Source organism: Halomonas sp. PA16-9 (genome assembly GCF_009728585.1).
Lineage (GTDB): Bacteria > Pseudomonadota > Gammaproteobacteria > Pseudomonadales > Halomonadaceae > Vreelandella > Vreelandella titanicae.
In genome coordinates this window covers 612,708-626,718 of sequence record NZ_CP040451.1, presented here as the reverse complement: position 1 = coordinate 626,718, position 14,011 = coordinate 612,708, and the positions used below count along the sequence as shown (strand labels likewise).

The following is a 14,011-nucleotide window of genomic DNA, read 5'->3' as shown; positions in this document are numbered from 1 at the left end:
TCTCAGCCGGCCTGATTAAATGCGAGAGTAACTAAAAAAGACCGTCAGCTTAGGGCTCTAGTTGAAGGTTGGGAGGTGCTTGGATTCACGGCCTGGCAGACCACAGTCAAACCAACTGTGATGTGCCTTGCTGTCTTCCCAAACGTGGTAGTGCAGTTGCGACATCATCACCGGGTCATCTAGAAAATCCAAACGCTCCAGCTTACTCATTGCCGCAGGCCCCATCCTGACTCCGCGTGCAACCCGCTCGGCCCGACGTTGGCGTATTGGCTCGGCATCGGTATGCCGTGATGTGCCTAAAGCAGTAGCCAACGCATTCGGCACAGGATCTACCACCATTTGGGCAAAAGACGGCGCCGCCATTCCGGTATTCATGTGGGAAAGCAACCTCACCATGCGCCGCAGCACACGGGGCGGCTGTGTTTCTTCGGGGATCCGGAAAAGCCGCTTTTGAAAGCAGAACCACCCTAACGAGACACGGCTCGACAGTGCCGATACCGGGATAGACAGCATCAAAGCGACGACGATGGGCGAGAGCCACCACAGAAATGTAGGCTCCATAACGTAAACACCCGCTGCCCAAACCGCCCCTATTAGGGTTTGACTCCAATGTGCGCGGAACGCATCCCCCCACGTCGTGTCGCTATTTTCACGTGATGGTGAGCGCCATTGAACCGCCCACCCCATCAATGACGTCAGTACAAAGCGGGTGTGAAACAGCATCCTTACCGGCGCTAATAGCATCGAGAATAGCGACTCGAGAATCATACTTTCCAATACCTTGAGAGGCCCGCCAAATTGCCGACTCCCCTGTATCCACACCAGCAACACGCTGAGCAGCTTAGGCAAGAAAAGGAGTAACGCTGTAACACCGAACAACCCCACCGCTAAGGTTGGATTCCATTGTGGCCAAACAGGAAACAACATTCCCGGCTCAGGAAAGTAGTCGGGAGTGCTAAAGGTATGCACTGCTAGAAGTGCGGTAGAAAGAACTAAAAAAAGACACCATAGCGGCGCTGAAAGATAAGACATTAAACCGGTCAGGAAAACGGCACGGTGGACGGGGTGGATGCCTTGTGAGAAAAACAGCCGGAAGTTCATCAAATTTCCGTGGCACCAGCGTCTGTCGCGATTGAGTTCATCGAGCAGGTTAGGTGGCATTTCTTCAAAGCTGCCTTCCAATTTGTAGGCAATCCATACCCCCCAACCGGCGCGCCGCATCAGCGCCGCCTCGACAAAGTCATGGGATAATATCTCCCCCGACATCGAGCCTTTACCGGGCAGTGGCGCCAGGATGCAGTGCTGCATAAACGGAGCGAGCCGAATGATCGCGTTATGGCCCCAGTAGTGCGACTCGCCCAGTTGCCAAAAATGAAGCCCAGCGGTAAACAGCGGTCCGTATACCCGTGTCGCAAACTGCTGCATCCGAGCGTACAGGTTGAGGCGCCCCGAAGCGCGTGGCGCTGTTTGGATAATGCCGACCCTGGAGTGCACCTCCATCATTTGCACCAGCCGGGTAAGGCATTTGCCGCTCATGACACTATCGGCATCCAGCACCACCATATAACGATAGAGCGCTCCCCAGCGGCGGCAAAAATCGTCAAGATTACCGCTCTTGCGTTTGACTCGACGCTGTCGGCGGCGATAGAAAACCTGACCGAAAGCATCCAGATCACGACACAACACCAGCCAGGCATAGGTTTCTTGAATGGCAATATCGGGATCGGACGTATCGCTCAGAACAAAGATGTCGAAATGCCGGTCATTACCCGTACTGCGCAGGGATTCCAGGGTGGCGCGCACCCCGGCAAAGACCCTGGCAACATCCTCGTTACAGATTGGCACCAATAGCGCTGTGCGTGCCTCATCATCAATCGGCTCGTCGCCCACCTCGTTGTCAATGGCGTAGCGGTCATGGCTTCGTAATAGCTGGAAAAACCCCATCAAGGCAGTCCAAAACCCGGCGGATACCCAGGCGAATAGCAATACAAATAACGACAGGATAGCTATCTCAAGCCACTGCAGGCCCTGGCCGGGGAGGACAGTACGCATCTGATTGGCAGCGATGATGCTTTGACCGAAAATCAGCACTAGCAAAACCCAGCGTCGCCTAGTGGCGACCCACTTCCAGGACGCGGAGGGTGACTCTCTTCTGCGCCGACGAAAATCACCATTTGCCCAGCGCTTGAAGCGGCGACCAATATTCACGAAAGGATTGGTCGACCACTGCTGGGGCGCCAACGGCGTTCGCTTCATCGGTGGCGCAGTTTGCAGGCGGGTAATACCGGAGGTGTCCGTAGACAGCACGTCTGGCGGCGCTAGCGGCGGCTCTGCATAGGCAAGCGCCAGGCGCCGACCTACTGACAGCGCTGCAGGATCACTATTGTCACCTCTCTGCCAATTACCATCCCCATCACTATCCTCGCTCAACGCAGCGTGTAGCGACGCCATGTCGTGCTTATCAAGATCACCGACCAGTAACTTGTAGCGCTCCTTACGATTCTGGGTCTCCAACGCCAAGCGCTCTAAATAAATATCCGTTGGCGTTGCCTGCGATGAAGACATCATTTCAGCCATTAGCAGGCAGCCTGTAGTACCAGGTTTCGGACATTTGCTTGCCATCGAGCATTAGCTTGGCCCTGATATCCAAGGGCTGGCTGCCATTATTCCGCTTCACATTGACAAATACACGCCAACCGTTGGTCGCTGGGTTATGAACAACGCGGCTAGTCGCCAATTCTCCATTATCGCCCACGCTTGCCTCAACGGTCATATTTGCATCGCTGCCGATACCGGAAAGCGAGGGCCCGATAAAATCGAGGACAAAAGCGAGTGTCCCGTCGGGCTCGCGCACTAGGTTATCGCGCATCACCTCTCCCCGTGAGCGACGTGTTTCTTCAACCCAGGCAAGCTGAGGATCAAGGTGGCGGCTTTCATTGGTTGTGAACGTAATACGGTAATCGAATGCCAGCGGTGTTCCCGGCTCATGGGGTTCATCAGACAGCCACATCGAGACGATATTATCGTTGGTCTCGTTGTCAGTCGGAATCTGAATCAGCTCAACGCTACCCGCTCCCCATTCGTTTTGTGGCTCGACCCAGGCGCTTGGGCGCAGATCATAACGTGCGGCAATATCCTGATAATCGCTAAAATTGTGGCCACGCTGCATCAAGCCATAACCGCGTAACTGAGGTGTTGCATGCCTATTCATCATCAATCTGGCCGGATTGGCTAGCGGGCGCCACAGCCAGCCATTCTGCGCATCATTGATCAAAAGGCCATTAGAATCATGGATTGCCGGGATATAGTGTGTGTCGAAGAGGGCTGCTCTGGGCCGTAAAGATACATGCTGGTGAGTGGAGCTATCCCTAGTTTCTCGACAGCCCGACGCAAATATAGCCGCGACTGTACGTCGACTATAGTGTCTTCTCCGGGACGCAGCACGAAGCGGTATGCACCGGTCACGCTAGGTGAGTCAAGCAGTGCGAAAATAGTCAAGTACTGGCTTTCCGGGCCAGGTTCGACGATCCATATTTCCTTGAAGCGAGGGAACTCCTCGCCCGAAGGTAGCCCTGTATCAACGGCAAGTCCTCGCCCGGAAAGCCCATAAACCTGCCCTTCGCCAATAGCGCGAAAATAGCTAGCCCCCAGAAAGACCATCACCTCATCTTTGCGATCACCTTCATTGAGTGCATGGTTGATCCTGACCCCGGCAATACCAATGCCATCGCTATTCTTCACTTCGTCGGAGATGCCTAAATCACCGTAGGTAAAATCATCCGGATTATAGGCAAAGCCATGTACCCCCCCCTCCTGATCAACGCTGTTTAATTGGATGGCACTGTCATAATGCATACCCTCATGGATAAAGCTCAGGGTGAACGGTGCGCCTTTACCGCTCCACACATCGCGATCTCGCTTGAACTGTATTTGCGAATACTCCATATAGCTGAGTTCGCGCAGCTCATCAGGCAGAGATGTTTCCGGGGCTCGGTAGCCCTGCTGGGCTAGTTCCTCTGCTTTTCTAGCGACATCATCGAAGCCAAATGCAAAAGCCTCAAGAGGGATGCTTCCAACCAGCAGGCCACCCAGAACGGCGACTGAAAAAAAACCTTTGCAGCTTGAAAATTTACTTAACCGGGTCGATCCACTCATTTAGCGTCATGCTCCTGTACAATCCTTTGACTAAATTCAAATTCGCTTACTTGCCGAATCGACATACGAAAGAGTCCATTCGATCAGCTAAATGCGTCCTTTTGATTTTCTCACCATCCTAAAGCGCGCACCTCGAGCGTATGTGAAGATGAGGTTACGTTTTAGGTATAGCATGAGTCTAGACTACTTGGCACCCCGACTAACCGGGCTTTTTGAAAGGGTTGAGGCTAAAATTAGAATGGGCTCGATTCGTTGAACCGGGAGAACAGGCGCTACCTTAAGCTTATTGTCTATTATAGATAGCAGTTTGGTGGGCGCCCTTCAAAAACGCTCAATGCAAAAACGACCTACTCACCTAGCGCAGCCAGCGCTGGGCAAACTCTTTAGCTGCCAATGGCCGATCAAAGTAGTAGCCTTGGCCCTGGGCACAGCCCATTGCAAGCAATGCGTTAATCTGGTTTTGGTTCTCAATCCCTTCCGCAATGGTTTCAAGGCCCAGCGTGTTTGCCATGGCAATGATCGTTGCCACAATGACACGGTCGTTGTCGCTGGTGAGCATATCGCGGACGAAGGAGATATCGATTTTAATTTTATCGGCGGCGAAGCGCTTTAGGTAGGCAAGCGACGAATACCCGGTGCCAAAGTCATCAATGGAAAGCCCTAACCCTTTGCTCTTTAACACTTCGGTCATAGCAATCGCTTTTTCAGGATTCTCCATGATACCGCTTTCGGTAATTTCCAGGCTAAGTTGTGACGCCTCAACGCCAAAGTCAACACAGCAACCGAGCAGGCCAGTCACCAAATCATCCTCTTCAAACTGCTGGGCGGCAATATTAATCGCTAACTGGCCAGGCATAGAGCGCCCCTGCTCTCGCCATGCGGCAAGTTGCCTGCAGGCTTCCTCTATCACCCAACTGCCGAGCGCGACGATCATGCCGCGCTCCTCGGCAATAGGAATAAATTTACCCGGTGAAACGTCACCCAGCTCCTCATCGTGCCACCGACACAGCGCCTCAGCGCCAATTAACTGGCCGGTGTGCAAATCTACCTGGGGCTGAAAGTGCAGGCTCAGCTGTTTTTCGGCAATGGCGGACGCCAGGCGTTTGGCGATATGCAACTGTTCAGCCACAACGCGCCCCATCCAGGGTTCAAATACACATACGGGAAGCTTTTGCCGCTTGGCTTGATGCATGGCAATGTCGGCGTGTTTCAACAGCTCTAATGGCGTTGCCGCATGCTGAGGATATAGCGCCAGACCGATTCCCACAGAAAGCTCAAAGGAGTGTTGCTCAACAATAAACGGTTGCGCGATGCTGTCGCACAATTGCTGAGCTGTGGCTAACGCGCTGCTTGCCTCAACACCAGGGCAAACCACCACAAACTCATCACCAGCTAAGCGTGCTAAATACTGTCCCTCCGTCAACGAAGCTGCAAAGCGCTCGGCCACGGCCTTTAGGACTAAATCGCCCAGGTCATGCCCAGCGGTATCATTGATCTCTTTGAAATGATTAAGATCCAGTAGCAATAGCGCCAATTCAGTGGTCTGCGTATCGGCGACCACTCGCTCTAAGTGGCGCATAAAGGCAGCACGGTTGGGCAATTGAGTCCCCGAATCAGAAAAAGCCAATTGGCGAATGCGTACTTCGTCTTGTTGGCGTTCAAGCTCTGAAGCGGCCCGCGCAGCAAATATCTGCAAGACATTGCGCACAACATCCACATCGTCCAGCGGCTTTTAAACATTACGCCAATAAGCCCCATTGGCTGACCATGGCTATCATCCAGCCGGCGCCCAACATAGCCGTTTACCCACGAAAGTGCCCCGTTGGTTTCAGCAGGCAGCATAATGGCGGCGCCCTCGTGAACGATACACTCTTGCTCCACCATTACCTTATGGCAAGGAACGCCGGGAAGATAATAAGCAAAATTATCCTGGCACTGACCATTTACATACAGCGTTAAGGTATGCGCGATATCGGAATCCTGCTCGTCCAGTAGCGCTATAAACCCCACTTCAGCGGATAACGCTTCGGCCATATGGGCGGTTAGCCGGCGCAGAAACGCTTCGCCATTCTCAGCTGAGACCGCAGTTGCCAAGCTAACAACGGCGTGTTGAAAGCGTTGCTGCTCATTAATGGTGTTGATCAGGGCGGTGTTGTGTCGACCAATGCGCTGCAACGCCTGCTGTTTATATAACAGACGTTCGCGCGTTTGGCTTTCTGCTAACTGACGCGCCAACTCTGCGCCAGCCAACGCCGCAGAGATACGTAACACTTCATCGGCATAAGAAGGAAGCTCCAGGACGGATGAGTGCATTAGCGCAATAGCCCCCAAAAAGCCGCCACCAGGCGCTGCGATGGAGATACCCAAATACCCCTCAACTCTCAGGGCAGCCAGCCGCTGATCCTCTGGAAACTGCTGACGAGTATGAGAAGATATAAACAGCCGTGAGTGTTCCGCGACCTGTTGGCATGGCGTGCTTTGTATTGAATACGGAGCTGTCTCAATGAACTCACCCTGAGACCACGCTGCCAATGTGCTCACAGTGCCCTGGCGGCTATCGACATATTCAACAACGGCATGATCAACGCCAAGGATACCCGTCAGGGATCGCACAAGGTGTTGAAAAAAGCCCTCTTCACTGACGCAGGTCAACTTATCCGCCAACTGTCGAAAAATCTCTGGTGCAGAAGTAGGGAGCATGTTATTAAGCGCCTTCGGATTTACACATCAAGCTTCTCTCCCGCTCTTGCTGAACAGTATTTAAAAAAACGCACCGATCCGCCGCATAAACGCCACTCGGTAACCGATCAACGACTAAAGTTTATAAACGCCTAAAGCTTACAAAAGAAAAACCACCCAACATTCAACACCTCACAATCTTCTTTCATAAGCTTTTAAACAACCTTCAAACAACCAACCAACCAACCAACCAACCAACCAAAGCAACTTGAACATTAACACTGAAAACATATTGATAACTTACACTACTAAAGCTGCCCTCAGTTATATGCTTTATAGCTTCGGGCATTTCCACCTATCACACCTATGCTTTTTATTTTTTTTTGGCTACCCAATTAAATCATTACCCCTTAATTACACATTTCACGGCGTAACCAAACGAAACAAAAAGTAACTACAGGCATCCAAATCAACCTTAGAAGATGATATTCAACCTAAACAGTCCTTCATGTCAATAGGTCGTTCCTCAACCATCTAGGTCTAATGGAGGACATTGTGAATAAAACAGAACAGAAACGGCTTGCAGGCAGTATCGGCCGGGCAATTGCCAAACAGCGGGTTCGCAGTCAATTGACCCAAGAGGAAGTTGCTGAGCGCCTAGGTGTTGGTAACGAAGCCGTTTCGCGCATCGAGCGCGGGCGGGTGATCCCCAACATTGTGCGCTTAATAGAGCTTGCTGAAATTTTCAACTGCGAGGCAGCTGAGTTATTTGGGCAAGCCAGTTTTCATATCGATGATCAGTCAAGCAGAATGAAACAGCTTTTAGAGCCTTTAAATCAAAATGATCGACAGCTAGTTATCGATATTGTTGAAAGCTTAACTACACGCCTACAAAAAGGGTAATCAAACACAATGACAAAATCTTATCTCTACAACTTTAAGACCAATCAAAAATTACTACAAACAATCAACCAAAGGATCACTATAACGTTTGCTATTTCATAAATCCCACACAATAAATTTGATAGGGTGATAATATTAGCCATATAAAATAAATCATCCAACATGAGCACGCTTTATTGGTTGAATGATTGCTTTCATGCTATAGGTAGTCTTATGTAAATAGTCCACCCGGCATTCAGCAATCGCAGCGTTGAGCTGCAAAGGGGCGTTATGTTCAACACCACCGCGTGGAATCGCCTTCGCTACACCGTTTACGCACCTTTCTACGATGCGGTCGCCGCCCGTGCGTTTCGTAGGCCACGGCGTATTGCGCTTGGACAAGTAGATTGGGAGCCTGGTATGCGGGTGCTGCTGGTAGGGGCTGGCACAGGGTTAGACCTGCCTTTTCTGCCTCATGACATCGAATTGCACGCCACCGATATCGCTCCGGCCATGGTGAAGCGCACCAAAAAGAGCCGAGGAGCTTCGCCACGATGTGGAGTGTAGTGTGATGGATGCCGAGGCGCTCAACTACCCCGATGAGCACTTTGAGGCCGTCATCATGCATCTGATTATTGCGGTAATGCCTGATCCACAGCGAGGGCTTGCCGAAGCGTACCGCGTGTTAAAACCCGGTGGGCAGCTGTGCGTAATGGATAAGTTCCAGCCAGACGGTCAATCTGTGGGTGCGGGCCGACGTCTTCTGAATGGAGTCACATCGGCACTTGCCACCGACATTACACGCCAAGCACAGCCACTGCTCAGTGAAGCTGGGTTTCAGATTCACCACGACGAACCGGTGCTAATGAATGGTCTATTCCGTGCACTCCTGGCCGTCAAGCCCGCTCCGTCTAGCCGCTAAGCGTGTGACTTTTTACCGCTATGCACAGGCTAGCGATTGCTAATTAAACTATCTAAGCTGTCTGGCTAATTTACCGATACCACTCGGATTCAAGCCAATGACAGTCCACTCCTCTAACCGCACCGGCAAGCTGCTTTTTGCTCTGCTTAGCCGCTTACACCTATATATTGGCCTCTTCGTCGGCCCTTTTATTCTTATCGCGGCACTGTCTGGTATCGCTTACTTGCTTAGCCCACCACTTGAAGAGTGGCTCTACCATGACACCCTATATGGCGCTACTCAGGGCGAGCCTCATTCACTTGCCGAACAGATCACTACGGCCCAGCAATACCTGGGCGAACCAACCCTGCCCAGCGCGGTGCGCCCTGCACCGGCGTTAGGCGACACCACCCGACTCATGTTTAGCGAGCCAGGGCTGGGGCCTTCTGAACATCGGGCGCTGTTTGTCGACCCCATTACCCTGAAAGTCACCGGTGATACGACGGTTTATGGTACCAGCGGTATTTTACCGCTGCGCACCGCGATCGATCATTTTCACCGCCAGCTGTTAATGGGCGAGATGGGGCGTCTCTATAGTGAGCTGGCTGCCTCATGGCTTTGGCTTGCCGCGCTGGGTGGCATAACGCTGTGGATTCGCCAACGCCGCGCACTGAAAGCACTGTCAGGCGCCCACACACACGCCAGCGCCACGCAACACTAGGCGTAGTGCTTTCCCTCGGGTTGCTGTTCTTTTCGGCAACAGGGCTCACTTGGTCACAGTGGGCAGGGAGCAATATTGCGGAACTTCGTCATGCCTGGGGCTGGGGCACGCCAAGTGCCTCAACGGCACTGATCGATACCGATAGCCAGGTAGCCGATGAACATGCTGAGCATCACGGCCATATGGCAATGGTGGCCACGTCTATCACGTTAGAGGACTTTGACCGGGCGCTGAGCGCTGCTCGTAAGGCGGGGCTTAGCGCAGCGCGCATCCAACTAACGCCTCCGAGCAGTTCCCAGGAGGCATGGCGGGTAGCGGAAATTGATCGCCAGTGGCCTACGCAGGTAGACCAGGTGGCGCTGCATCCGCAAAGCATGGCTGTGACCGATCAAACCGACTTTACCACCTTCCCACTAGCCGCCAAGCTCACCCGCTGGGGGATTGATCTGCATATGGGCGTACTGTTTGGTATCGCTAATCAAATAGTGCTGGCGTTGATCGCCGCGGGGCTTGTGACGCTGATGGTGTGGGGTTACGTAATGGCGTGGCGGCGGCTACGCACGGCGAGTGGTCAGCGCTTCCCAACGGTGACTGAACCCTGGCTAATGCTTCCGCTTACGACCCAACTCGGCGTGCTGTTCGTCGCTATCACGCTTGGCGTAGCACTGCCCGTACTGGGTGTAAGCTTGGCATGTTTCATCGTGATCGATGCGCTGCGCTGGTCTATTAAAAAGCACTACACTGCCCGCAGCCTTGATGCCCACCAATGAGGTGGACGATGCCAAAAGCCCCCATTAAGCGCTTTCGCCGCTTACCTGATGACGAACAGTCACGTGTTATCGAAATGGCCTGGGAAGGCCGCACACCGTTTGAAGCGATCGAAACGCTGTTTGGCATGAGCGAGCCGGATGTTCTACGTGGATATTGCCCAACGCAATATAAGCGCTGAGATCCACTAGCAGATACGAATCTGACCCGACCTCCTCTGAAACAAACCTTCCTCTAAGCACTTATATTGTTATATTATCACATAACATAAAACCATTTAGAGGTGTGCTAGCAATGACTGCGTTTTCTCCCCTGCCCGTCACCGTACTGTCGGGCTTTTTAGGTGCCGGTAAAACCACCGTCCTTAATCATATTCTCGCCAACCGTGAGGGCCGCCGGGTGGCGGTCATCGTTAACGATATGAGCGAGGTGAATATCGACGGTGCGCTGGTGCGGGGTGGCCCTGGTGAGTCGACGCTGGATGGCGATGTTGCATTGAACCGATCAGAAGAGCGCTTGGTAGAGATGAGCAATGGCTGCATCTGCTGCACCCTGCGCGAAGACTTGCTAGTGAAGTCAGCCAGTTGGCTCGAGAGGGCAAGTTCGATTACCTGGTCATTGAGTCCACCGGGATTTCCGAGCCGCTGCCCGTGGCAGAAACCTTCACCTTTGAAGATGAACGCGGCCAGAGTCTCTCCCACGTCGCTCGGTTGGATACGCTCGTGACCGTAGTGGATGGCGCCAACTTTCTTGAACAGTACCGCGAAGCGCAAAGCCTCGCTGAAGCGGGCGAAAGTTTAGGCGAAGACGACGAGCGCAATGTCGCCGACCTGCTGGTCGATCAGATTGAGTTTTGCGATGTGCTGCTGATTAGTAAGACCGACTTGATTAGCGAAAAAGAGCTGGATTCTCTAAAAGCAATTTTGCGCTCGCTGAACCCCGACGCGGAGCTGGTACCGATCACCCAAGGCGGCGTGCCGCTAGACAAAGTGCTGGATACCGGCAAGTTCAACTTTGAGCGCGCCCAGCAGGCGCCAGGCTGGCTAAAAGAGATGCGCGGCGAGCATGTACCAGAAACCGAAGAGTACGGGATTGCCAGCTTTGCTTATCATGCCCGTCGCCCCTTCCATCCGCAGAAATTCCACGATCTGCTGAACCAGGAGTGGTTTGGTAAGGGTCTGCTGCGCTCAAAAGGCTTTTTCTGGCTCGCCACTCGCCCTCAAGCCGCCGGTCAGTGGAGTCAGGCAGGCGGCATCGCCCACCACGGCCCGGCAGGCGTGTTCTGGAAGGCAATTCCCGAAGAACACTGGCCAACGGATCCTGAAACGCGTCAGTTTATTATGGAGAAGTGGCAGGAGCCGTTCGGGGATATGCGCCAGGAACTGGTCTTTATCGGCCAGAACCTGGATCAACCGCGGATGCGCGCAGCGTTGGACGCCTGCCTTTTGAGCGAAGACGAGCTTGTGGAAGGCATAGAGGCGTGGAAACAGCTGCCCGATCCCTTCCCTGCCTGGGAGTAAAGGGAGTAATAGGTCAATCCCGTTGCCTTTATCCTACAGCCAGGCGATTTTTAGCCAAACATTTTGAGGCTTTCGAAAATTTTCTGCTCGACTAACGCGATCAGCTCAGCATTGATGTTGTTGATAGCGGGTTCAAGATCTTTTTCCAGCGGCAAAATAATTTGAAAGTCATAACGAATATCAAACGCGAGCGGGCGAACCACCACGCCCGCTCGCTTTGCATAACAGGCCGATACGGCGTTTAACACCGCAAGACCGGCACCGTTCGCTACTAGTCGGATCGCCATCTCCCCCAGCGAGACTGTCCATATTTTTTTGGGCGAAACGGCATGTTTCCTCAGTCGCTGAGTAATCCGATTACGGCTTTGCTCATTGGGCTCACCACAAATCAGCGTTTCATTGGCGAAATCTTCAATGTCGATAAGCGCTTTAGCTTCCAGCGGATGCCCTGGCGGAATAAGGCACATGCCAGGTAGAGAGTACTGAAAGCTCTGGTAGCGCGGATCGATTCGAGGATCGGTGGTAATGCCAAAATCGAAGCGCTGGGCCACCACTTCCTCCGCTATCTGGCTGGATCGGTAGGAGTAGAGACTAATTTCAAGGTCAGGGAACTGCTCGGCAAGCAGCGTAGCGGCATCTGGCACCAGACTCACCGCAAAAGAAGGCATGCTGACCACTCTTAACTGGCCTGCCACTCTCTCTTTCAGTCGTTCGGCAAACTGTCGCAAATGGTGTAAACCAATATAAACCCGCTCCACCTCGTCATAAAACAGCGTGCCACGCCGGGTCGGGAGCAGGCGATTATTGTGGCGTTCGAACAGATCAAACCCAAGCCGCGCCTCCAACTGTTTTATCAAACGGCTAATCGCCGGTTGTGAAATCAGCATCTTACTGGCGGCTTCCGTAGCGCTACTGGTTTTCATAATCCACATGAAGGCTTCTATCTGGCTGTCCGTAAATCCTCGATAAGCCATAACATTTCGTCATCCTTCAATAAGCAAAAATCAATATATCTGACTAAAAAAGCCAGTATACAGTTAAAGGTAGCTAAAAGACTTCGTCCCAAAACTCAAAGCATAATATTTAGCTATAGCTTAAGTGCTATCGTTTCAATAAACCTAAAGGGCTACCTATGATCGATGAAATTGCGGGTAACAACGCACAGTTCACTGCTTGGCGACAGGATATTCATCAGCACCCGGAGCTGGGCTTTGAGGAGCAGCGCACCGCCAAGTTAGTGGCGGACAAGCTCACAGAGTGGGGATTTGACGAGGTTCATACCGGCATCGCTAAAACCGGGGTCGTCGGCGTACTGCGCGGCAAAACGCTCGCCGCTCGTACCATCGGGCTGCGCGCCGATATGGATGCCCTCGCCATGACGGAAAACAATCAGTTCGCTCATGCGTCTCTTAACCAGGGCAAAATGCACGGCTGCGGCCACGACGGTCACACCACCATGCTGTTAGCCGCCGCATGGTATCTGGCTAAACATCGCGACTTTTCCGGCACCGTACACTTTATTTTCCAGCCCGCTGAAGAGGGCTTAGCCGGCGCTAAGGCAATGATGGATGATGGTTTGTTTGAGCGCTTCCCCTGTGACCGCGTTTACGGTATCCACAATATGCCGGGCATTCCCCAAGGCGAATTCTGGTTTCGCGAAGGACCCCTGCTGGCCAGCTCAGACCGTTTCACCATTGACGTTCACGGCAAAGGCGGCCATGCGGCAATGCCGCAGCACACCGTTGATCCGATGCTGATCGTGAGCGCGATTATCAGCGGCGCGCAGTCTATCGTTAGCCGCAATACTGCCCCGCTCGATTCCGCCGTGCTGTCCTTTACCGACCTGCATGCCGGCTCGGGCACCTTCAACGTCATTCCCGATACCGCCACCATGCAGGGCTGCATTCGCTCTTTTAACGACGCAGTACGGGAGCATGCAATTCAACGACTGGAACAACTGGTTGCCAGTACTGCTAAAGCCTACGGCGCCACCGCAACGCTCACCATTCACCCCGGTAGCTACCCGGCCACGGTCAACGACCCGCAAGCCACCCAACTCGCCACCGATGTTGCCCACGCAGTAGTCGGCGATGCAAAGGTCAACCCTGACTGCTTACCGATTTCTGGCAGCGAAGACTTCTCCTTCATGCTGCAAGCCGTTCCGGGTTGCTATGTGTTTCTGGGCAATGGTGTTGAAGGCGAAACCGGTGGTGTAAGTGTTCACAACCCCAGCTATGACTTTAACGACAACATTATCCCGGTGGGCGCCTCTTATTTTGTTCAGCTAATACAGCGTGAACTCCCCTCTCGCTAAGCATTTCAAGAAAGCGCAGTTCAAGAAAGCACACTTCAAGAAGCAGCACTTCCAGATATAAAGCGGAGAAC

The 14,011-nt window shown here is 53.0% G+C and carries 8 protein-coding genes and 4 pseudogenes; 7 read left to right on the top strand and 5 right to left on the bottom strand.

The window, feature by feature from the left end:
* Positions 1 to 57 precede the first annotated feature (57 nt).
* The 4 genes and pseudogenes from mdoH to FDY98_RS26650 all read right to left on the bottom strand — a co-directional run bounded on the left by mdoH (position 58) and on the right by FDY98_RS26650 (position 6,855).
* Positions 58 to 2,577 (bottom strand): glucans biosynthesis glucosyltransferase MdoH, encoded by a 2,520-nt coding sequence (gene mdoH / locus FDY98_RS02930; protein ID WP_027957817.1) that lies wholly within the window; start codon positions 2,575 to 2,577, stop codon positions 58 to 60.
* A pseudogene (locus tag FDY98_RS02925) lies at positions 2,570 to 4,155 on the bottom strand (glucan biosynthesis protein G). Before FDY98_RS02925 ends, mdoH begins: the two are co-directional and overlap by 8 nt.
* A 355-nt stretch (positions 4,156 to 4,510) precedes the next feature.
* A complete protein-coding gene (locus FDY98_RS26655; protein ID WP_340146841.1) occupies positions 4,511 to 5,734 on the bottom strand; it encodes a putative bifunctional diguanylate cyclase/phosphodiesterase in 1,224 nt (407 codons plus the stop codon).
* Entirely contained in the window at positions 5,722 to 6,855 is a 1,134-nt protein-coding gene (locus tag FDY98_RS26650; RefSeq protein WP_340146673.1) for a GAF domain-containing protein, read from the bottom strand. Before FDY98_RS26650 ends, FDY98_RS26655 begins: the two co-directional genes overlap by 13 nt.
* 522 nt (positions 6,856 to 7,377) lie before the next feature.
* Between FDY98_RS26650 and FDY98_RS02915 the strand changes: the two genes are divergently transcribed.
* The 6 genes and pseudogenes from FDY98_RS02915 to FDY98_RS29245 all read left to right on the top strand — a co-directional run bounded on the left by FDY98_RS02915 (position 7,378) and on the right by FDY98_RS29245 (position 11,626).
* On the top strand, positions 7,378 to 7,737 hold the full coding sequence (locus tag FDY98_RS02915; RefSeq protein WP_081742548.1) for a helix-turn-helix domain-containing protein: 360 nt from the start codon (positions 7,378 to 7,380) through the stop codon (positions 7,735 to 7,737).
* Positions 7,738 to 8,007: 270 nt separating this feature from the next.
* Positions 8,008 to 8,638, top strand: a pseudogene (locus tag FDY98_RS02910) (class I SAM-dependent methyltransferase).
* Positions 8,639 to 8,735: 97 nt separating this feature from the next.
* Positions 8,736 to 10,108: pseudogene (locus FDY98_RS02905) on the top strand (PepSY-associated TM helix domain-containing protein).
* A gap of 8 nt (positions 10,109 to 10,116) precedes the next feature.
* Positions 10,117 to 10,287 carry a DUF2805 domain-containing protein gene (locus tag FDY98_RS02900; RefSeq protein ID WP_022520117.1) on the top strand — a complete coding sequence of 57 codons (171 nt, stop codon included), beginning with the start codon at positions 10,117 to 10,119 and terminating at the stop codon, positions 10,285 to 10,287.
* Positions 10,288 to 10,400: 113 nt separating this feature from the next.
* A pseudogene (locus tag FDY98_RS29250) lies at positions 10,401 to 11,002 on the top strand (GTP-binding protein); the annotation flags it as partial.
* Positions 11,003 to 11,158: 156 nt separating this feature from the next.
* Entirely contained in the window at positions 11,159 to 11,626 is a 468-nt protein-coding gene (locus tag FDY98_RS29245; RefSeq protein ID WP_442907956.1) for a GTP-binding protein, read from the top strand.
* Positions 11,627 to 11,676: 50 nt separating this feature from the next.
* Here the strand turns inward: FDY98_RS29245 and FDY98_RS02890 are convergent, their stop codons facing one another.
* Positions 11,677 to 12,558 (bottom strand): LysR substrate-binding domain-containing protein, encoded by an 882-nt coding sequence (locus tag FDY98_RS02890; RefSeq protein ID WP_101148343.1) that lies wholly within the window; start codon positions 12,556 to 12,558, stop codon positions 11,677 to 11,679.
* A gap of 200 nt (positions 12,559 to 12,758) precedes the next feature.
* On the opposite strand from FDY98_RS02890, the gene FDY98_RS02885 reads away from it, so the two are divergent.
* On the top strand, positions 12,759 to 13,940 hold the full coding sequence (locus FDY98_RS02885) for a M20 aminoacylase family protein (RefSeq protein WP_009288372.1): 1,182 nt from the start codon (positions 12,759 to 12,761) through the stop codon (positions 13,938 to 13,940).
* Positions 13,941 to 14,011: the final 71 nt, after the last annotated feature.

Coding starts and splice junctions, on each gene's coding strand:
- FDY98_RS02915 (WP_081742548.1), top strand. CDS start 7,378: ATGGAGGACATTGTGAATAAAACAGAACAGAAACGGCTTGCAGGCAGT.
- FDY98_RS26650 (WP_340146673.1), bottom strand. CDS start 6,855: ATGCTCCCTACTTCTGCACCAGAGATTTTTCGACAGTTGGCGGATAAG.
- mdoH (WP_027957817.1), bottom strand. CDS start 2,577: ATGGCTGAAATGATGTCTTCATCGCAGGCAACGCCAACGGATATTTAT.
- FDY98_RS02890 (WP_101148343.1), bottom strand. CDS start 12,558: ATGTGGATTATGAAAACCAGTAGCGCTACGGAAGCCGCCAGTAAGATG.
- FDY98_RS26655 (WP_340146841.1), bottom strand. CDS start 5,734: ATGCGCCACTTAGAGCGAGTGGTCGCCGATACGCAGACCACTGAATTG.
- FDY98_RS29245 (WP_442907956.1), top strand. CDS start 11,159: ATGCGCGGCGAGCATGTACCAGAAACCGAAGAGTACGGGATTGCCAGC.
- FDY98_RS02900 (WP_022520117.1), top strand. CDS start 10,117: ATGCCAAAAGCCCCCATTAAGCGCTTTCGCCGCTTACCTGATGACGAA.
- FDY98_RS02885 (WP_009288372.1), top strand. CDS start 12,759: ATGATCGATGAAATTGCGGGTAACAACGCACAGTTCACTGCTTGGCGA.